The sequence below is a fragment of the Rhizobium sp. AN6A genome (assembly GCF_900215635.1).
GTDB lineage: Bacteria > Pseudomonadota > Alphaproteobacteria > Rhizobiales > Rhizobiaceae > Agrobacterium > Agrobacterium tumefaciens.
In genome coordinates this window covers 1,253,362-1,269,759 of sequence record NZ_OCNC01000003.1, presented here as the reverse complement: position 1 = coordinate 1,269,759, position 16,398 = coordinate 1,253,362, and the positions used below count along the sequence as shown (strand labels likewise).

Sequence of the window (16,398 nt, the reverse complement as noted above, 5' to 3'; positions counted from 1 at the left end):
CCCTAAAAGAACAAAAAGTGAACTTTGAGAGGTCATATGAGCGAGACAGCGGCACCTGCGTTGAAAGAAATCTTCAACTACGAAAAACTGCGACACATCGCCGATGAGACCAAAGCCGTTCATGCGCCTTTCGATGTTCCCGCCTTCATGGCGCTTGCCACGACAAATCTCGAAGCGCTGGGCATCATGCAGCGCATGCGGCAGGTGGCGACCAGCCTGCACGCCACGCTTCCCGGCGACTATGCCCGCAACATCGAAATTCTGACAGCCGCAGCACCCGGGATAGGCAACGGTTTCGCATCCATTTCGTTGCCGGAGTATGTGGCTCTTTACGGTCTCGACGATTTCGATCTTTCCATGCAGGCGCTGCAATATTTCACCCGTTTCGGCTCCTCGGAATTTGCCATCCGCCATTTCCTGCAAAGGGATCTAGCCCGAACACTTGCAGTGATGGAAACATGGTCGCGACATGACAACGAGCATGTGCGAAGGCTGGCGAGCGAAGGCTGCAGGCCGCGCCTGCCATGGTCGTTCCAGCTCAAAGCCCTGATCGATGATCCCTCACCGGTCACCGGTATCCTCGATGCCATGAAAGCCGACGAGGCGCTTTACGTGCGCAAATCCGTCGCCAATCATCTGAACGACATCACCAAGGACAATCCCGCTTTCGTGCTGGCGCTCATCGACACATGGCCGAGGGAAAACCCGCATACACGCTGGATCGTGCGGCAGGCCTTGCGCACTCTGGTCAAGAAGGGCGACGCTGCCGCACTCGCCCATTTCGGCGCCCATAAGGAGGCTCAGATCGCACTTTCCGCGTTTCAGGTTTCTCCTGAAAAGGTCGCTCTTGGTAATCCGGTGCGGATTTCAGCTTCTTTCACCTCGACGGCAGAAAGCCCGCAGAAGCTGGTGATCGATTATGCCGTGCATTACGTGAAAAAAAACAGTGACGCCTCCGCGAAAGTCTTCAAGTGGAAAGAAATCGAGTTGCAGCCGGGCGAAACATGCGCGCTCTCGATAAGCCGAGCCATGCGTGATTTCACCACCCGCAAGCACTATGCGGGTGTTCACAAGGTTGACCTGATGGTCAATGGCAGGCTGGCGGCCGAGGCCTCTTTCGAACTGCTGATATGAGGCTGGCGAGAGCGTCCCTCAAGCCGCCGGGAAAATCTTCGCACGGCGAATGATGACGGAACCGCGATCGCCTGCCGCGACATCGTTTTCCGGCGGCACGTCGAATTCCAGGAGATCGCCGCCATCGGTACTGGCGATCACCCGCCGCTCGCCTGCCCGGTCGAGAACCCGCGAAACCGAGGCTGGAATGCCCTCGTGCAGATCTTCCCATTCCAGATCGGAGGGACGGGCATAGATCTCGACAGCGCCATCCGCCTGACCGTAGGAGAAGGGCAGTTCGTTGTCACCGACATAGACCTTGCCGCCGCGCGCCACGCCGGACACACGGTTGGCATCGCCGAGAAAGCGCATGACGAAGGCGCTGTTCGGCTGGCGGCAGACTTCCTTCGGCGTGCCCTGTTGCACGATCTCGCCCTGATTGAGGATGACGACGCGGTCAGCGAGATCAAGTGCCTCTTCCTGATCATGCGTCACGAAAATCGTTGTAATGCCCAGTGCATCGTGAATTTCACGCAGCCAGCGGCGCAGGTCGCGGCGCACATTGGCATCCAGCGCACCGAAGGGCTCATCCAGTAGAAGCACTTTGGGATCGACCGAAAGCGCACGGGCCAGCGCCACACGCTGCCGCTGCCCACCGGAAATCTGCGCCGGGAAACGGTCGCCCAGACCGTCGAGCTTGACCAGGTTCAACAGTTCCTTGACCCGCGCATCGATCGCCGCTTTGTCGCGCTTCACCTTCGACACCTTCATGCCGAACGCGATGTTTTCATGCAGCGTCATATGCGGAAAAAGTGCGTAGTGCTGGAACACGAAACCGACGCCGCGATCGCGCACCGGAATATTGGTGGCGTCTTCGTCTCCAAAAAAGATGCGGCCGCCATCGCTATATTCGAGACCCGCGACCATGCGCAAAATCGTGGTTTTTCCGGAGCCGGAAGGGCCGAGCAGCGCCAGAAGCTCGCCACTTTCAATATCGAGCGAGACATCGCGCACCGCGCGGAACGTGTCGAAGGTCTTCACCACATTTTCGAGGCGGATTTTCATGGGAATCAGGTCTCCGTGGCGATGGCGGCACCGCCGCTGGTCTTCTTGGCCCCGCGCCCCGCACCACGCCCTTCCAGCGCTACCTTGGCGATGATGGTGACGACGGCGAGCAAAGCGAGGATGGAGGCTGACGCGAAGGCGCCGGCCGTCTGGTAGTCATGGTAGAGAAGCTCGATATGCAGCGGCAGCGTGTTGGTCTGGCCGCGAATATTGCCTGATACGACCGAAACCGCGCCGAATTCGCCCATGACGCGGGCGTTGCACAGAACGACGCCGTAGAGCAGCGCCCATTTGATATTCGGTAGCGTCACCGAAAAGAAGGTGCGCCAGCCGGATGCGCCAAGCGAGGTCGCTGCCTCCTCGAGATCACGGCCCTGCGCCTGCATCAATGGGATCAGCTCGCGCGCCACAAAGGGTGCCGTGACGAACATCGACGCGATGACGATGCCGGGTAGTGCAAAGAGTATCTTGATATTGTGCGCATCGAGGAACGGCCCAAACAGCCCCTGCAGCCCGTAAACGAAGAGATAGGCGACACCGGCGACGATCGGCGAGATGGAGAAGGGTATCTCGATCAGCACCAGCAGGAAGCGCCGGCCGGGAAAATCGAATTTGGTGATCGCCCATGCGGCCGCGACGCCGAAGGCCGTGTTAATCGGCACGGCAATCAGCGCCGTCAGCACCGTCAGCATGATGGCGTGGCGCGTATCGGGGTGGGTGATGGTGGCTGAGTAAACCTTCCACCCCTGCGAAAAAGCCTCGACCCCGATGATGGTCAGGGGAGCGACAACCAGGAACGCGCCGATGACGAGCACAAAAGCGATCAGGCTGCGGCGAACCCAGGGCGCGTCACCGACGCGCGGTGGCTTGCGATGCGAGGAAATGGCGCTCATGTCTCAGCTCCTCACCGTATAACGAAGCGCACGCGCCTGCAGGTAATTGGTCACCGCCAGCATTACGAAGGCCGCGATGAGCAGCACGGAGGCGATGGCGGCGGCGGCCTGATAATCATATTCCTCCAGCCGGATGAATATCAGCAGTGCCGTAATTTCGGTTGAAAACGGCTGGTTGCCAGCAATGAAGATGATGGCGCCGAACTCACCGAGGCTGCGCGCGAAAGAGAGCGAGAGACCGGCCAGCAGAGCCGGCGTCAGAAGCGGCAGGATGACCTTGCGGAAGATTTCGAGATCGGAACCGCCGAGCGACTGCGCCGCCTCCTCCAATGCCGGATCGAGGTCTTCGAGCACCGGCTGCACGGTGCGCACGATGAATGGTAGACTCGTAAAGGCCATCGCCACCATGATGCCGAGCGGCGTATAGGCAACCTTGATGCCGAATTGCGCAAGCACCGAGCCGAACCAGCCGTTACCCGCAAACAGCGTCGTCAGCGCAATGCCGGCAACGGCGGTGGGAAGCGCAAAAGGGAGATCGACAATGGCATCGACAAGGCGCCAGCCGGGGAAACGGTAACGCGTCAGCACCCAGGCGAGTGCAAGTCCGAAAACGACGTTGAACAGCGTGGCAGCCAGCGCGCAGAGCACGGTGACCCGGTAGCTCGCAACAGCACGCGGCGACGAGATAATAGCCCAGTATTCGGCTGGCCCGAGGCTCGCCGCCTTGAACACCAGCGCCGAGAGCGGCAGAAGCACGATGATGGCGACGTAAGTGAGGGTAACGCCGAGGGACAATTTAAGCCCCGGCAGAACATTCCGCTTCAAACCCCGCCCCCATTTCATCATAAAGCGACCCGGCAGTTTCCCGCCGGGTCTTTTACCTGTTGCATATCGTCGTGATTAACGGCTGCCGTAGAGCGTATCAAGCGTTGCGCCGGACGCAAAATGCTCTTTCTGGATTTTATTCCAGCCGCCGAAGACGTCATTGACGTTGACGAGGCGAATGGCCGGGAACTTGTCCTTGAATTCGCCGACAACCTTTTCGTTGTGAACGCGATGGCCGAATTCGGCAGCAATGCGCTGGCCCTCTTCGGTGTAGAGGAAATCGAGGTAGCTCTTCGCAAGATCGCGCGAGCCGCGCTTGTCGACCACCTTGTCCACCACGGCGACCGGGAATTCGGCGAGCAGGCTGACGGAAGGCACCACGCCTTCAACCTTGTCGGCGCCATATTGCTTGGCAATGCCGCGGGTCTCGGCTTCGAAGGTGATCAGCACGTCGCCGATTTCACGTTCCACGAAGGTGGTGGTGGCGGCGCGGCCTCCGGTGTCGAAAACAGGGGTGTTGTCGAAGATTTTCTTGACGAATTCCTGAACCTTCTTCTCGTCGCCGTTGAACTTCTCCTTGGCGTAGGCCGTGGCGGCGAGATAGGTGTAACGGGCGTTACCCGAGGTCTTCGGATTGGGGAAAACCACCTTAACGTCGTCACGGGCAAGATCGTCCCAGTCCTTGATATGCTTGGGATTGCCGGCACGCACGAGGAAGGACGGGAAGGAATAGAACGGCGAGGCGTCGTTCGCGAAATCCTTCTGCCAATCGGCGGAAACGAAACCCTGCTTCACCAGAAAATCGACATCCGTTACCTGGTTGAAGGTGACGACATCAGCTTCCAGACCCTCAACGATGGCACGCGCCTGCTTGGAGGTGCCGGCGTGCGACTGATCAACCGTGATACCCGGATGCAGCTTGATGAAAGCCTCGTTCTCGGCTGCGAAAACCTCACGGGCAACATCGTAGGAGGCGTTGAGAATGGTGGTCGGAGACTGCGCCTGCGCCGCACCTGCAAAAAGAGCGGCAATGGCAGTGCCGATAATGAGAAGACGTTTCATGAATACCCCCGGAAAATCGAATGGTCGTCAACATAACGGGGGGCGGCAACGCCCGCGAGCAACAGCCGTGCGTTAAGCCGCAAGGGATTAGAAATTTCACCCAAGCAACAGCAATTCAAAAGGCGATGATTTCATATATGTCTGCAAGCCGGATTTCTTTTGCGTTGCGCAATCTAAAGGCGGTGCTCCGGAAAGAGATTACCGGAATGTTTGGTAAAATATGGCAGAACGTCTTCTTCACGCACCTCTTCCAGCTGTGCCGGTCGCCAGCGCGGATTGCGGTCCTTGTCGACCAGGGCCGCACGCACGCCCTCATAAAAATCATGACCCCGCAATATCTCTGTGCCAGCGGCAAATTCCCGTTCAAGGCATTCGATGAGGCTGGCGCTTTCCCGCCCCAGACGCAGCAGTTTCAGGGTTAGTTTGAGACTGGTAGGGGAGCGTTTTTTGAGAATTTCCAGAGTCTCGCGCGAAAACGTATCGTCACGCTCCGAAAGTGCTGCGAAAATCTCCTCTACCGTGTCGAAACGAAATGCCGCGTCGATGATCTCACGGTGTGCCGAGAGGATGCCCTCACCAGCTTCGACGGCATAAGTTCCGATTACCGCCTCGACACCATCAGGATCGAGCGCTTTTGATAGATTCTCCACCAAATCTGTAAGGCGCGCAGAAGGGACGAAACAATCGGCAAAACCGGCATAGATCGCGTCGGCAGCAGTGACCGCATTGCCTGTCAGCCCCAGCCACGTGCCGCATTCGCCCGGCGCTCTGGGCAAAAGCCAGGAACCGCCGACGTCAGGGAAATAGCCGATACCGGTTTCCGGCATGGCAAGCTTCGTCCGCTCGGTGACGATGCGGTGGCTGCCATGGGCGGAAATTCCGACGCCGCCACCCATGACGATGCCGTCCATCAACACGACGTAAGGTTTACCAAAGCGGGCAATGCGATAATTCAGCGGAAACTCTTCGCGCCAGAAATCCAGCACCTGCGGATCGCCCGCTTTGCCGAGATCGTGGATGATGCGAACATCACCCCCCGCACAGAGCCCCCTGTCGCCTTCTCCTGTCAGCACCACGCAGGAAACGTCAGGGTCATCCTCGAAACGTTGAAGCGCCTGAAGCATGGCACGAACCATCGGCAGCGTCAGGCTGTTGATGGCTTTCGGACGGTTCAGGTGGATGATGCCGGCCCCTCCCCGTCTCTCGATGACGACCTGCGTCTCCGCTTCCGTTGCAACTTCCAAGGTCGCCTCCTCCGCTACCGTTCACCAGCCCATCTTGGCGGCCCGGGCGCGATCACGCAACGTTGATCTTGTCTTTCAGGAACGTCTTTCGCTCAAACCGCTTTCACCCGCGTAAAATGCCTGAAATCCGCTTTCGCAATGCAGCATGTTTGCTTGACGCCCGGAAAATCATGGCATGTAATGGAGTTTGAAATGCCGGCATTGATTCCTGTCGAGCGTGTGCCGGACCAAGCGGAATGTCGCCTTGTCAAAGGCGTTGTCAACAGCAACGGGAGACGAGCATGCAGGTTTCGGAACAAGAGTGGATCAGCAAACGGGCCTATACACTTTGGGAAAAGGAAGGCCATCCCCATGGCCGTGACGCGGACCATTGGGAACAGGCAAAGCATGAATTTTCGCTGCTGAAGACATCGGAGGCGACCAAGCCTGCCCAGCGCAAGAAAGCAGCGCCGAAGACCGCTGCTGCGGAGCCGGAGGCAGAAGCCCCCGCAAAACCCAAGGCCCGTGCACGCAAGGCCGCAACCGCGAAATAAAAATGCTCTCGTGATAATCTGAACCGGTAAATGAAAAGCCCGACGAAATCTCGCCGGGCTTTGTCTGTTTATCGCGGATCGCAACCGGGATCACCGACCCGGCAACCGCCCTGAAAGTTTTCCGAGGCGGGCGCCCGGCGTGGATCATCCCACTGGCGGCGCTCTGGACGACGCTGGCCTTCGTCCTGATTTGGCTGGCGATCGCGATTGCGGTCGCGATTTTCTTCCTCGAACCGCGGACGGTCACCATCTCGACGTGGCCTGTCCTGGTTTCCGTCGCCCCGGTTTCTGTCACCCTGGTTCCAGTCGCCGTAACGGCGCTCCCAGCGGCCGTCATTCGGTCCACCGCCCTGACGCGGATCGCGCCATTCATCCTGGCGGCCATCACGCCATTCGTCGCGTGGACGCGGGCGTTCCCAGTCACCGCGCGGCGGCGGAGGCGCAGCATTCCAGTAACCGCCGGATGGCGGCGGACGACGCCAGCGGTCACGCTCGCGGTAGAAGTCACGGTCACGATAATAACGGTCCCAGTAACGACCGGCTTCGAAGGTGATCACAGGAACGCCGAGATCGCGGTAATAACGCGGCTCAACGTAGACCCGGTTCTGCCTGAACGTCGTCTGGATGTAACGACCGGCGACCCAACCACGACCGCTGACGAAAGAGACGTCGCACCACGGCGTATCGGACAGGCAGCCATGTACCGTCAATGGTGCGCCGACCGGGATCACGACGACGGCCGGATAGGCTGTGCTCGGACCGGAGCGCATATTCACATTCGCGGTGGCAAAGCCGCGAGTCGCGGCTTCGGCAAGTGCCGGCGCGGCGAGCATGGCCACCAGCGCAATTGCGCCAAACAGTTTTTTCTTCACTTACTTCTCCTCAAGCAAAAGCCCGCTTTGCCCTTGTCGGCGTCCATCGATTTCGATGCACGAGCATGCGTTCCACATACTGCCATGACTGGAAAATACGCCGTGTTCCATGAACGCAGCATGAAACAAATCGCAGCCCGTTTCAGTTCCACCTGCGGCAATGAAGCACCCGGGAATTTGCCAACGGAATGTGCCGCCGGTCTTGACTTCGGGGGTCAATCATCCGACTTCAATGCAACAGCAATATGGAGCAGAACCATGAGCGAAACCGCACAGACGACTGTCGACCAGAGCGAGGTGGATCGCTTCTCCGCGATGGCTGCGGAATGGTGGAGCCCGACGGGCAAGTTCCGGCCGCTGCACAAATTCAACCCGGTGCGGCTTGAATATATCCGCAACCGCATCTGCGATAATTTCGGCCGCGATCCGAAGGCGCACCGCCCGCTTGAAGGGCTGCGTGTGCTGGATATCGGCTGCGGCGGCGGCCTGCTTTCCGAACCCGTGGCGCGCATGGGCGCGGACGTGGTGGGCGCCGACCCTTCAGAAAAGAATATCGGCATCGCCTCCACCCACGCCCGTGAAAGCGGTGTCAGCGTCGACTACCGCGCCGTGACCGCCGAACAGTTGCTGGAGGCGGGCGAAACCTTCGACGTCGTCCTCAACATGGAAGTGGTCGAGCATGTGGCCAATGTCGATCTCTTCGTCACCACCTGCGCGAAAATGGTGCGCCCCGGCGGGCTAATGTTCGCCGCCACCATCAACCGCACGCTGAAAGCCCGCGCGCTCGCGATCTTTGCCGCCGAAAACGTATTGCGCTGGCTGCCGCGCGGCACCCACCAATATGAGAAGCTGGTTCGCCCGGATGAGCTTGAACGGCCGCTGGTGGCCAGCGGCATGGATATCGTCCACCGTACCGGCGTCTTCTACAACGTATTGCAGGACCGCTGGAACCTCTCGCCGGATATGGAAGTCAACTACATGATGCTGGCGAAAAGACCCGCGTGAAGCCAGCGCACCCAACTCTCCGGTCATGAACGACGGATGACGTCGCCCTAAGTGGTGGACGTCATCAAAATCGTAAGCAAACTCAATTCACATCATCGGGCAGCACCGGCAACGGTGCAATCTCGATGCCCTCGTCAATCAGGGCCTTCGCGTCCTGGGCAGACGCGTGGCCGATGATGCCGCGTTCGTCGGCCTCGCCATAGTGGATCTTGCGGGCTTCTTCGGGAAATTTATCGCCGACATCTTCCGCATTCGCGCGGATATTGGCGACCGCCTCGCGGATTTTTGCGATAGCCTCTTTTTTGGCCGTGTCCATGGCAAGCGTCTGGCGTTCGTCTTTTTTGCGGGCAGTAGAGACCGAAGGCGCCATCAGAAGTTTGGAGACCTGCGGGGAATTGCACATCGGGCACGACAGGAAGCCGCGCTGCAACTGATTGTCGAAATCGTCGCTCCCGGAAAACCAGCCTTCGAACTCATGGCCTTTTTCACAGGCCAGCGCATAACGGATCACGCCGCCTCACCTCCAGCAGGAATAACCGTGTCCAGTCCGAACTCGCGGGCATTGCGCAGATTGGGGATTTTCCCGCGCGCGGCAGCCACGAGAGACGTGTCGATTTCGGCGAAAATGATCTCTTCCCCGGCGCCACCGGCCATTGCCAGCACCTTGCCCCAGGGGTCGATGATGATGGAATGGCCGAACGTGACCCGCCCGTCCTCATGCAGGCCGGCCTGTGCGGCGGCAATGACGAAAGCGCCGTTTTCAATGGCGCGGGCACGCAGCAGAATTTCCCAGTGGGCTTCACCCGTCTGGCGGGTGAAGGCGGCCGGAACTGTCAGAACCTCGGCGCCGGCGAGTGCCTCCGCCCGGAAAAGCTGCGGGAAGCGCACATCGTAGCAGATCGCAAAGCCGAATTTCCCCAGTGGCAGTTCGGCAACGCGAGCGACAGCGCCGGGTTCATAAGCCGCACTTTCGCGCCAGCTTTCGCCATTGTCGAGATCGACATCGAACATATGGATCTTGTCATAGCTGCAGATACGCGAACCGTCAGGCGCAAACAGAAAACCGCGATTGGCAATCTTGCCATCCGGGCGGGCAATCGCTGTCGAACCGACATGGACATGGATGCCGAGTTCGCGTGCCAGCCGGGCGGCGGTCGCAACGATGATATCGCCATCGTCGTCACGTAGCTGGGCGCGAAGCGCCTGCCTGTCCTTCTGGAGAGCGCCGGTCATTTCCGGCGTCTGAACATAGACAGCGCCCGCAGCCGCAGCAACACGTACAAGGCGCTCCATATCGGCGGCGTTTTTCACCGTATCGACACCCGAGCGCATCTGAATGGCGGCAGCCTTAAAAATCATCACGTCCTCCGTATCGAAAATCGAGCCGATTAAGCGGCAAGCATAACGTCGAGTTTGCCAGCACGCTCGAGTGCATGCAGATCGTCGCAACCGCCGATATGCTGGCCGTTGATGAAAATTTGCGGGAAGGTGGTTCTGCCGGATTTCTCGATCATTTCCTGCCGGTATTCCGGCGTCGTCGTCGCGTTATATTCGGCATAATCGACGCCCTTGCTGTCCAGCAACGCCTTGGCGCGCGCGCAATAACCACAAAAATCCCGTGTATAGATCGTTACCGGTGCCATGTATTTCGAAGCCTCGCAAACGTGTGCTGAAACGCACAATATCCTCGTTTCATTCAGGCTTCATATAGGGCCGGAAATGGCCATTGCAAAGGTCAAAACGGTCACATCGGTGGCACCCGCCTTCCGCAAGACGCGGCTTGCCGCGCCCACCGTCGCGCCAGTGGTATAAACATCATCCACCAGCACCACTCGCTTGCCGTAAACATCGGTTTTTCGGCCGGGCGCTATTGCAAAAGCACCCCGCACATTGTCCTGCCGGGCAAGCGCGGAAAGCCCCACCTGCCGCTCGGTCGGCTTCACGCGCAACAGCGTGCCGGCAAGTAGCGGTTTGCCGGCGGCCTTGGCCAGATGCCGTGCGAGCTCAGCGGACTGGTTGAAACGGCGACGCCAGAAGCGGTGGCGATGCAGCGGAACCGGCACGATACAGTCGCAGCTATCAATCATTCCGTCGCTTGCCCGCAGCATCCACAGCGCCATGAAACGCGCAAGATCGGTCCGGTCCTGATATTTCAGCCGGTGCACGAGTTTACGCGCGGTTCCCTCATGGCTGGCAACAGCACGAAGACGGTTGAAAGGCGGTGGGTCGGCGATGGCTTGTGCGCTCACCACGCCGGGGCCGTGATCCCGGGAGAAGGGGATACCCAGAACCTCGCAAAAAGGCCGATCGATAAAGGCCACATCCCGCCAGCAATCCGCACACAGGGCACCCTCGCCGCCGGTCATGCGGGAACAGCCTGCGCAAGTGGGCGGATAGACCATGCGGAAGGCCGAGTGCAACACGCTGCGTGCCGCCATCGACACCGTCGCGGACTTCGACAGCAATCCCGAAAACAAATCTTCACCAGCGCCCATGAGGTTGACTTTAGCGCCGAACGGGTGCCTTTGCGAGAGAGATATGTTTCGGCCTCTGACCGGAAAAACAATGCCCGAAGCGGCATGACAGCAACGATGCGGCCCGCCGATCCCAAAGGCGCTACAGGCCGAGCAGGCACGACGATGGATATTCTCTTTGACCAGGCCCTGATCGAACAAAATCGCCGCCGGGCGTGGAACCGGCGTGACGACAAGGCCCTGTTTCTTCTCGACATGGCCGCCGACGAGTTTGCCGACAGGCTCGCCATCGTCGAGCGCCGTTTCGAGACCGCAATCGAACTGCACGGCGGGACGGGCATCACCGCCCGGCGCTTGACCGAGACGGGCAAGGTGGATGCTATCCGTCGTATCGAGACGGACACCTCCTTTGCGACGGATGGGAATCTGCCGCAGGTGGCCTCCATGGAGCATCTGCCGCTCGAAGAAGCCTCCGCCAATCTCATTGTTTCCCCGCTTGCCCTCCACCTCACCAACGACACACCCGGTGCGTTGATCCAGATAAGGCGGGCGTTAAAGCCGGACGGGCTGTTTCTCGGAGCCATTCCCGGCAGCGGCACATTGCAGGAACTGCGCGACGTGCTGTTGACGGCAGAAGCCGAGTTGACCGGCGGCGCCAGCCCGCGCGTCATTCCCTTTGCCGATGTGCGCGATGTTGGCGCACTGTTGCAACGTGCCGGTTTTGCGCTTCCCGTTACCGACGCGGAAACTTATACGGTGCGTTACGACTCGATTTTTCCGCTGATGCGCGATCTGCGCGCCATGGGCATGGCCAATCCGCTGGCAAGCCGCAGCAGAAAACCGCTCAACCGCGCTTTTTTCCTGCGGGCAGCGGAGCTTTACGCCGAACGTTATTCCGATCCGGACGGGCGGATCAGAGCCACATTTTCCATCATCTATGTCTCAGGCTGGGCACCGCACGAGAGCCAGCAGAAACCGCTGAAACCCGGTTCCGCCAAAATGCGCCTTGCCGATGCCTTGAAGACGACCGAAGTCAAGCTTTCCTGATAGGCGTAGCGCAGGCCTCAGATGTTGGCAAAAGTATCGGCGAGGAACTGGAATACCGCATTGATGTTGCTGCCGATGGTGGTTCCGCCACCGATGATGGCGGCGGAAATAATGCCGACGATCAGGCCGTATTCGACTGCGGTCGCGCCGTTTTCGTCTTTAAAGAAACGAATAAAACAATGCAGCACGGGATATTCTCCATCCGCCATCCGGTGCTTACGCTAACCGGCACTATATCTTACTAAAATCGAATTTATACTATGCCACGGGCGTGAGGAATCCGTTACCGATGATGGTAAACGATCAGCAACCGCTCTCGTTGCTATAGCCCGTCACGACACAGGGCATCTCCGGCATCGGCTGGGTTATGCTGCGGCGGATGGAATAGGTCTTGCCAGCATCGGTCTTCTTGATGGAGCCGGTGCTTATCACGTCGTAATTGTCGGAGAACTGCGCGACGCGCGTTGATGATTTTCCGGCAAGCATGGGGGTGACGATCAGGGAAAGGGCGATCACAGCCGTCCCGAAAAGCAGCGCGACATTAAGAACGCCGGTGCGACGGGATTTGTTGGAGTAAGACTGACGACCTTCCACCGTCTTCCAGAAATCCTCGTTCATAGCCAACCTCATACGCGCAGTTTACCGCTTCTTTAGCTTAACAATCTGCCAGAGGGTGCTGAACGATCTGTTAACACAGCCTCGTTTTGGCACGGCAAAGGGGAGTTGCGGGATGTTTTCAACAGGCTGAGGCGGATGAAACCCGCCAGTAGTTCGCTTTAAAGCAAATCCTGAAGGAAGGGGATGAGCGGCTCGTCGGCCGGCGGCATCGGATAATCACGCAGAGCCTGCGGCTTTACCCATTTAATTGCCTGTCCTTCGCGCCCATGGGCCATGCCTTCATAACGACGGCACACATAGAGCGGCATCAGCAGGTGAAAAGTCTCGTAGGTATGGCTGGCGAACGTCAGCGGCGCAAGGCAGGCAATCTTGGTCTTGATACCCAGCTCCTCGTCCAGCTCGCGGACAAGGGTCTCCTCCGGTGTTTCGCCTTGTTCCACCTTGCCGCCTGGAAATTCCCACAGGCCGGCAAGCGACTTGCCCTCAGGTCGTTGCGCCAGAAGAATACGGCCGTCCTGATCGAGAAGGGCGCAGGCGGCAACCAGCAGGATTTTTTTGCCCGCTTCGCTCATTCTTCACCAGCCTTGCGCCAGTAGCGATAGGAATAGGCCTCGGTGAAGCCGAATTTTTCATAAAGCGCAATCGCGGGCGCATTTGTGGAGACGACCTGCAACCAGGCGCTTTTGGCACCGCTGATGCGGGCCCAGCGCAGTGCTGACGCCAGCAGCTGCGTGCCGAGGCCCTTTTTCCGCTGCGACTTCTCGACATCAAGGGAAAGAATGCCGGCAAGGTCGTTATCCTGCACGCAGATAACGGTGGCGAGTGCGCTGCCCCCTGCTTCTTCGTTGATGAACAGGCCAAGGGTCGGCTTGATCGAACTGAGGATTTCAGCGATCGCCGGGCGCAGGGTCGGGTCGCCATCGCTGACCTTGATGCTCGCCTCAACAAAACGGCCAATATCGTGGCTCGGCAGGCTGACCAGCGTTTCCGGCAGTTCCATGCCAGCGAGATCGGCCGTCATGACCCTGACCTCCTCAACCATGGACCAGCCGTCCTTTACCAGAAAATCCTTGAGCTGCGGCGGCATCAGCGTCGTTTCGCGCACCACCAGCGGACGGCCGAAATCCTCGAAGCGCTTGCGCGCCTTTTCCAGCCGCACCGCGCAGTTTCCATAATCGGAAGGATCGAGCGGCACAACGCAATTGATGCGTTTGGATGGATGCGACCCCGTCAGGCGGATTTGCCAGCTACCGTCATAAATCACCGACGAGGCCGGCCAGGCCCGGAAGCTGACTGCTTCCAGACGGCGAACCAGCGGCAGATTGACGATTTTATTGTCCTGCATTCTCTTCGGCTCCAACGGTCAGCTCCGGTAGTCGCCGTTGATCGCAACATATTCCTTGGTAAGGTCGCACGTCCATACGGTGGCCTTGCCCTCACCGAGACCGATGTCAACCTTCACCGGAATGTCCTCCAGCCGCATCACGGCGGTGGTCTCCGCTTCCGAATAATCCGGATCGCGTTCGCCATTGACGGCAACGCGCACGCCGCCGAACCAGATGGCAAGGCGATCACGGTCGGCCATTTCACCGGATTTGCCCACAGCCATGACGACGCGACCCCAATTGGCATCTTCGCCGGCAACCGCGGTCTTCACCAGCGGTGAGTTGGCAATCGAAAGGGCGATCTTCTTGGCAGCGACATCGTTTTCCGCACCGGTAACGGTCACTTCGACCATCTTGCGTGCGCCTTCGCCATCGCGAACCACCTGCAGGGCCAGATCTTTCAGGAGATCGTTCAAGGCGGCGCGGAAGGAGGAAAGCCGCTCGTCATCGGCGCGTGCCACCTTGACCTGGCCGTCCTCAGCCGCCGCACCCGTCGCAAACAACATCAGCGTATCGGAGGTGGAGGTGTCGCTGTCAACAGTCACGGAATTGAAGGTCGGGCCGACACCGGCGGAAAGCAGCGATTGCAGCGCGGCCGGATCAATATCGGCATCCGTCACCACGAAGGAAAGCATCGTCGCCATATCGGGAGCGATCATGCCGGCGCCCTTGGCGATACCGTTGATGGTGACCACGACACCGCCGATTTCAGCGGTGCGGGTCGCGACCTTGGGATAAGTGTCGGTCGTCATGATTGCCTTGGCGGCTTCCTGCCAGAAATCGGCTTCGGCCATGCCCTGCATGTCGCCCAGAACCCCGGCGAACTTGGTAGCATCAAGCGGCTCGCCGATTACGCCGGTCGATGCCAGAAACACTTCATTTTCAGAGCAGCCGACGGCAGCGGCTGCGGATTTCGCCGTCAACTCGGTCGCTGCCTTGCCTTTGACGCCGGTAAAGGCATTTGCGTTACCGGAATTGACCACCACGGCACGCGCCACGCCGCCGCCGAGATTGGCGCGGCAGAAATCAACGGGGGCCGAGGGGCATTTCGATTTTGTGAAAACGCCGGCCACGCTTGCCGGCTTGTCGAACACCATCAACAGAACATCGGTCCGGTTCTTGTACTTGATGCCGGCCGCAGCCGTCGCCATGCGAACACCACGCAGCGCGGGCATGTCGGGATAGGATTTCGGAGCGAGCGGGGAAACGGCAACGGACATGGGAAAGCGCCTGAGATTCTGGAAACGGGGAAGGTTTGAAAGTGCCTGAGATGAAGCGGGGCGGCCTGTGGCCGCCCCGTAACATGGTTTTATTACTGCTGCGGCTGTGCCTGCTGTTCCTTCGTGGCTTCGTCGTAGCCCTTCTTCAGCGTCTCATCCATGATTTCGATCTTCTGGTCAGCCTTTGCCTTCTCGATGAGGGCAACGTACTTGTCACGCATGACAAGCTGACGAACCTGCGGCTCGACCTGCTCGAAAGCCGGCGGCGGTGCGATGCGCTTGTCTTCCAGCTTGATGACGTGGAAGCCGAACTGCGTCTTGACAGGCGTCTTGGTGTAGGCGCCTTTTTCGAGACCGAAAGCGGCCTCTTCGAATTCCGGAACCATGCGGCCCTTGCCGAACCAGCCGAGGTCGCCGCCGTCATCCTTGTTGGAGTCGGTCGACTTTTCCTTGGCAAGTGCTGCGAAATCCTTGCCCGCATCAAGCTGCTTGATGACGTCCTTGGCTTCGTCTTCGCTTGCAACCAGAATATGGGCTGCCTTGATTTCTTCTTCCTTCGGCAAGGCTGCGACTTCCTTGTCGTAGCGCGCCTTCACCTCTTCATTGGTGACGGCGTCAACCACATGCTTGCGGAAATAGGCGTTGTGCAGCTCACGGTCCTGAATGAATTCCATGCGCTTCTTGAAGTCTTCGGTCTTTTCCAGACCTTCGGCGCTGGCATTCTTCACGAGGAGCTTGACGTCGATCGCGCCGGAAAGGGCTGCGACCTTTTTCTGCTCGTCGGGAAGCTGCGCGAGCTGCGGATCGAGATTACCCATGGCGAGGTCGAGTTCGGACTGGTGGATTTCCAGATCGCCGACCTTGGCGACAACCTTGTCTTCCTGTGCAAAGGCAGGGAACTGGAGGCCGAGCGTGGCCACAATCACCGCAGCCGCAATTTTATTATAGCGCAACATTTTGAACCTTTCGGGGACAATGCCGGCTCCAGACATGGTTTCCGGCTCTGAAAAAACTTCCAAACACCGGATTGTGGCCATTCTGT

Annotated in this window: 21 protein-coding genes; 4 read left to right on the top strand and 17 right to left on the bottom strand. The window is 59.2% G+C overall.

Annotated features, from left to right (window positions below; translation table 11 throughout):
• Nucleotides 1-36: 36 nt before the first annotated feature.
• Nucleotides 37-1,134 carry a DNA alkylation repair protein gene (locus CRO62_RS09790; RefSeq protein ID WP_097100014.1) on the top strand — a complete coding sequence of 366 codons (1,098 nt, stop codon included), beginning with the start codon at nucleotides 37-39 and terminating at the stop codon, nucleotides 1,132-1,134.
• 18 nt (nucleotides 1,135-1,152) lie between these two features.
• Here the strand turns inward: CRO62_RS09790 and CRO62_RS09785 are convergent, their stop codons facing one another.
• From CRO62_RS09785 to CRO62_RS09765, 5 genes are all read right to left on the bottom strand, one after another.
• Nucleotides 1,153-2,178 (bottom strand): sulfate/molybdate ABC transporter ATP-binding protein, encoded by a 1,026-nt coding sequence (locus tag CRO62_RS09785; protein ID WP_097100013.1) that lies wholly within the window; start codon nucleotides 2,176-2,178, stop codon nucleotides 1,153-1,155.
• Nucleotides 2,179-2,183: 5 nt separating this feature from the next.
• Complete coding sequence (cysW, locus tag CRO62_RS09780; RefSeq protein WP_003511217.1) at nucleotides 2,184-3,071, bottom strand: sulfate ABC transporter permease subunit CysW; 888 nt, start codon at nucleotides 3,069-3,071, stop codon at nucleotides 2,184-2,186.
• Nucleotides 3,072-3,074: 3 nt separating this feature from the next.
• Nucleotides 3,075-3,917, bottom strand: a complete 843-nt coding sequence (cysT, locus tag CRO62_RS09775; protein ID WP_013761717.1) for a sulfate ABC transporter permease subunit CysT — start codon at nucleotides 3,915-3,917, stop codon at nucleotides 3,075-3,077.
• A 54-nt stretch (nucleotides 3,918-3,971) separates the two neighbouring features.
• Nucleotides 3,972-4,958, bottom strand: coding sequence for a thiosulfate ABC transporter substrate-binding protein CysP (gene cysP, locus CRO62_RS09770; RefSeq protein WP_065659633.1), 987 nt, complete (start codon nucleotides 4,956-4,958; stop codon nucleotides 3,972-3,974).
• Nucleotides 4,959-5,131: 173 nt separating this feature from the next.
• The gene (locus CRO62_RS09765) at nucleotides 5,132-6,202 is read right to left on the bottom strand and encodes an enoyl-CoA hydratase/isomerase family protein (RefSeq protein ID WP_097100012.1); all 1,071 of its coding nucleotides are present in this window, start codon (nucleotides 6,200-6,202) and stop codon (nucleotides 5,132-5,134) included.
• 281 nt (nucleotides 6,203-6,483) lie between these two features.
• On the opposite strand from CRO62_RS09765, the gene CRO62_RS09760 reads away from it, so the two are divergent.
• Entirely contained in the window at nucleotides 6,484-6,735 is a 252-nt protein-coding gene (locus tag CRO62_RS09760; protein ID WP_003511224.1) for a DUF2934 domain-containing protein, read from the top strand.
• A gap of 68 nt (nucleotides 6,736-6,803) precedes the next feature.
• Here the strand turns inward: CRO62_RS09760 and CRO62_RS09755 are convergent, their stop codons facing one another.
• Both CRO62_RS09755 and CRO62_RS27035 read right to left on the bottom strand, forming a co-directional pair.
• Nucleotides 6,804-7,607: an SH3 domain-containing protein gene (locus CRO62_RS09755; protein ID WP_097100011.1), complete on the bottom strand. Its 804-nt coding sequence runs from the start codon at nucleotides 7,605-7,607 to the stop codon at nucleotides 6,804-6,806.
• Complete coding sequence (locus tag CRO62_RS27035) at nucleotides 7,608-7,826, bottom strand: hypothetical protein (RefSeq protein ID WP_143539384.1); 219 nt, start codon at nucleotides 7,824-7,826, stop codon at nucleotides 7,608-7,610.
• Nucleotides 7,827-7,865: 39 nt separating this feature from the next.
• Here CRO62_RS27035 and ubiG point away from each other — a divergent pair, with 39 nt between their 5' ends.
• Nucleotides 7,866-8,612, top strand: a complete 747-nt coding sequence (ubiG, locus tag CRO62_RS09750; RefSeq protein ID WP_026330704.1) for a bifunctional 2-polyprenyl-6-hydroxyphenol methylase/3-demethylubiquinol 3-O-methyltransferase UbiG — start codon at nucleotides 7,866-7,868, stop codon at nucleotides 8,610-8,612.
• Nucleotides 8,613-8,694: 82 nt separating this feature from the next.
• Here ubiG and CRO62_RS09745 read toward each other — a convergent pair whose 3' ends face one another.
• Genes CRO62_RS09745 through CRO62_RS09730 form a run of 4 tightly spaced genes read right to left on the bottom strand, consistent with a single transcriptional unit; the run spans nucleotide 8,695 to nucleotide 11,107 of the window.
• Nucleotides 8,695-9,123, bottom strand: coding sequence for a DUF1178 family protein (locus tag CRO62_RS09745; RefSeq protein WP_097100010.1), 429 nt, complete (start codon nucleotides 9,121-9,123; stop codon nucleotides 8,695-8,697).
• Nucleotides 9,120-9,971 (bottom strand): carbon-nitrogen hydrolase family protein, encoded by an 852-nt coding sequence (locus CRO62_RS09740; protein WP_003511228.1) that lies wholly within the window; start codon nucleotides 9,969-9,971, stop codon nucleotides 9,120-9,122. The genes CRO62_RS09745 and CRO62_RS09740 overlap by 4 nt, the downstream gene beginning before the upstream one ends.
• Before the next feature lie 29 nt (nucleotides 9,972-10,000).
• Complete coding sequence (gene grxC, locus CRO62_RS09735; RefSeq protein WP_097100009.1) at nucleotides 10,001-10,255, bottom strand: glutaredoxin 3; 255 nt, start codon at nucleotides 10,253-10,255, stop codon at nucleotides 10,001-10,003.
• Nucleotides 10,256-10,315: 60 nt separating this feature from the next.
• Entirely contained in the window at nucleotides 10,316-11,107 is a 792-nt protein-coding gene (locus tag CRO62_RS09730) for a ComF family protein (protein WP_097100008.1), read from the bottom strand.
• Between the two features lie 144 nt (nucleotides 11,108-11,251).
• Here CRO62_RS09730 and CRO62_RS09725 point away from each other — a divergent pair, with 144 nt between their 5' ends.
• Entirely contained in the window at nucleotides 11,252-12,133 is an 882-nt protein-coding gene (locus CRO62_RS09725) for a methyltransferase domain-containing protein (protein WP_003511231.1), read from the top strand.
• A gap of 17 nt (nucleotides 12,134-12,150) precedes the next feature.
• Here CRO62_RS09725 and CRO62_RS09720 read toward each other — a convergent pair whose 3' ends face one another.
• The 6 genes from CRO62_RS09720 to CRO62_RS09695 all read right to left on the bottom strand — a co-directional run bounded on the left by CRO62_RS09720 (nucleotide 12,151) and on the right by CRO62_RS09695 (nucleotide 16,312).
• Nucleotides 12,151-12,342, bottom strand: a complete 192-nt coding sequence (locus CRO62_RS09720) for a Flp family type IVb pilin (RefSeq protein ID WP_154962410.1) — start codon at nucleotides 12,340-12,342, stop codon at nucleotides 12,151-12,153.
• Between the two features lie 94 nt (nucleotides 12,343-12,436).
• Entirely contained in the window at nucleotides 12,437-12,751 is a 315-nt protein-coding gene (locus CRO62_RS09715; RefSeq protein ID WP_097100006.1) for a hypothetical protein, read from the bottom strand.
• A gap of 158 nt (nucleotides 12,752-12,909) precedes the next feature.
• Nucleotides 12,910-13,323: an 8-oxo-dGTP diphosphatase MutT gene (mutT, locus tag CRO62_RS09710; protein WP_003511235.1), complete on the bottom strand. Its 414-nt coding sequence runs from the start codon at nucleotides 13,321-13,323 to the stop codon at nucleotides 12,910-12,912.
• Complete coding sequence (locus CRO62_RS09705; RefSeq protein WP_097100005.1) at nucleotides 13,320-14,096, bottom strand: GNAT family N-acetyltransferase; 777 nt, start codon at nucleotides 14,094-14,096, stop codon at nucleotides 13,320-13,322. The genes mutT and CRO62_RS09705 overlap by 4 nt, the downstream gene beginning before the upstream one ends.
• 18 nt (nucleotides 14,097-14,114) lie before the next feature.
• Nucleotides 14,115-15,356 (bottom strand): bifunctional glutamate N-acetyltransferase/amino-acid acetyltransferase ArgJ, encoded by a 1,242-nt coding sequence (argJ, locus tag CRO62_RS09700; RefSeq protein WP_097100004.1) that lies wholly within the window; start codon nucleotides 15,354-15,356, stop codon nucleotides 14,115-14,117.
• Nucleotides 15,357-15,448: 92 nt separating this feature from the next.
• Nucleotides 15,449-16,312 carry a peptidylprolyl isomerase gene (locus CRO62_RS09695; RefSeq protein WP_013761725.1) on the bottom strand — a complete coding sequence of 288 codons (864 nt, stop codon included), beginning with the start codon at nucleotides 16,310-16,312 and terminating at the stop codon, nucleotides 15,449-15,451.
• Nucleotides 16,313-16,398: the final 86 nt, after the last annotated feature.

Bases quoted from the DNA above. Each gene is read 5' to 3' on its own strand.
- argJ (WP_097100004.1), bottom strand. From the start codon at position 15,356: ATGTCCGTTGCCGTTTCCCCGCTCGCTCCGAAATCCTATCCCGACATG.
- CRO62_RS09760 (WP_003511224.1), top strand. From the start codon at position 6,484: ATGCAGGTTTCGGAACAAGAGTGGATCAGCAAACGGGCCTATACACTT.
- CRO62_RS09725 (WP_003511231.1), top strand. From the start codon at position 11,252: ATGGATATTCTCTTTGACCAGGCCCTGATCGAACAAAATCGCCGCCGG.
- cysW (WP_003511217.1), bottom strand. From the start codon at position 3,071: ATGAGCGCCATTTCCTCGCATCGCAAGCCACCGCGCGTCGGTGACGCG.
- CRO62_RS09790 (WP_097100014.1), top strand. From the start codon at position 37: ATGAGCGAGACAGCGGCACCTGCGTTGAAAGAAATCTTCAACTACGAA.
- CRO62_RS09740 (WP_003511228.1), bottom strand. From the start codon at position 9,971: ATGATTTTTAAGGCTGCCGCCATTCAGATGCGCTCGGGTGTCGATACG.
- ubiG (WP_026330704.1), top strand. From the start codon at position 7,866: ATGAGCGAAACCGCACAGACGACTGTCGACCAGAGCGAGGTGGATCGC.
- CRO62_RS09705 (WP_097100005.1), bottom strand. From the start codon at position 14,096: ATGCAGGACAATAAAATCGTCAATCTGCCGCTGGTTCGCCGTCTGGAA.
- grxC (WP_097100009.1), bottom strand. From the start codon at position 10,255: ATGGCACCGGTAACGATCTATACACGGGATTTTTGTGGTTATTGCGCG.
- cysP (WP_065659633.1), bottom strand. From the start codon at position 4,958: ATGAAACGTCTTCTCATTATCGGCACTGCCATTGCCGCTCTTTTTGCA.
- mutT (WP_003511235.1), bottom strand. From the start codon at position 13,323: ATGAGCGAAGCGGGCAAAAAAATCCTGCTGGTTGCCGCCTGCGCCCTT.
- CRO62_RS09730 (WP_097100008.1), bottom strand. From the start codon at position 11,107: ATGGGCGCTGGTGAAGATTTGTTTTCGGGATTGCTGTCGAAGTCCGCG.
- CRO62_RS09720 (WP_154962410.1), bottom strand. From the start codon at position 12,342: ATGGCGGATGGAGAATATCCCGTGCTGCATTGTTTTATTCGTTTCTTT.
- CRO62_RS09715 (WP_097100006.1), bottom strand. From the start codon at position 12,751: ATGAACGAGGATTTCTGGAAGACGGTGGAAGGTCGTCAGTCTTACTCC.
- CRO62_RS09785 (WP_097100013.1), bottom strand. From the start codon at position 2,178: ATGAAAATCCGCCTCGAAAATGTGGTGAAGACCTTCGACACGTTCCGC.
- CRO62_RS09695 (WP_013761725.1), bottom strand. From the start codon at position 16,312: ATGTTGCGCTATAATAAAATTGCGGCTGCGGTGATTGTGGCCACGCTC.
- cysT (WP_013761717.1), bottom strand. From the start codon at position 3,917: ATGATGAAATGGGGGCGGGGTTTGAAGCGGAATGTTCTGCCGGGGCTT.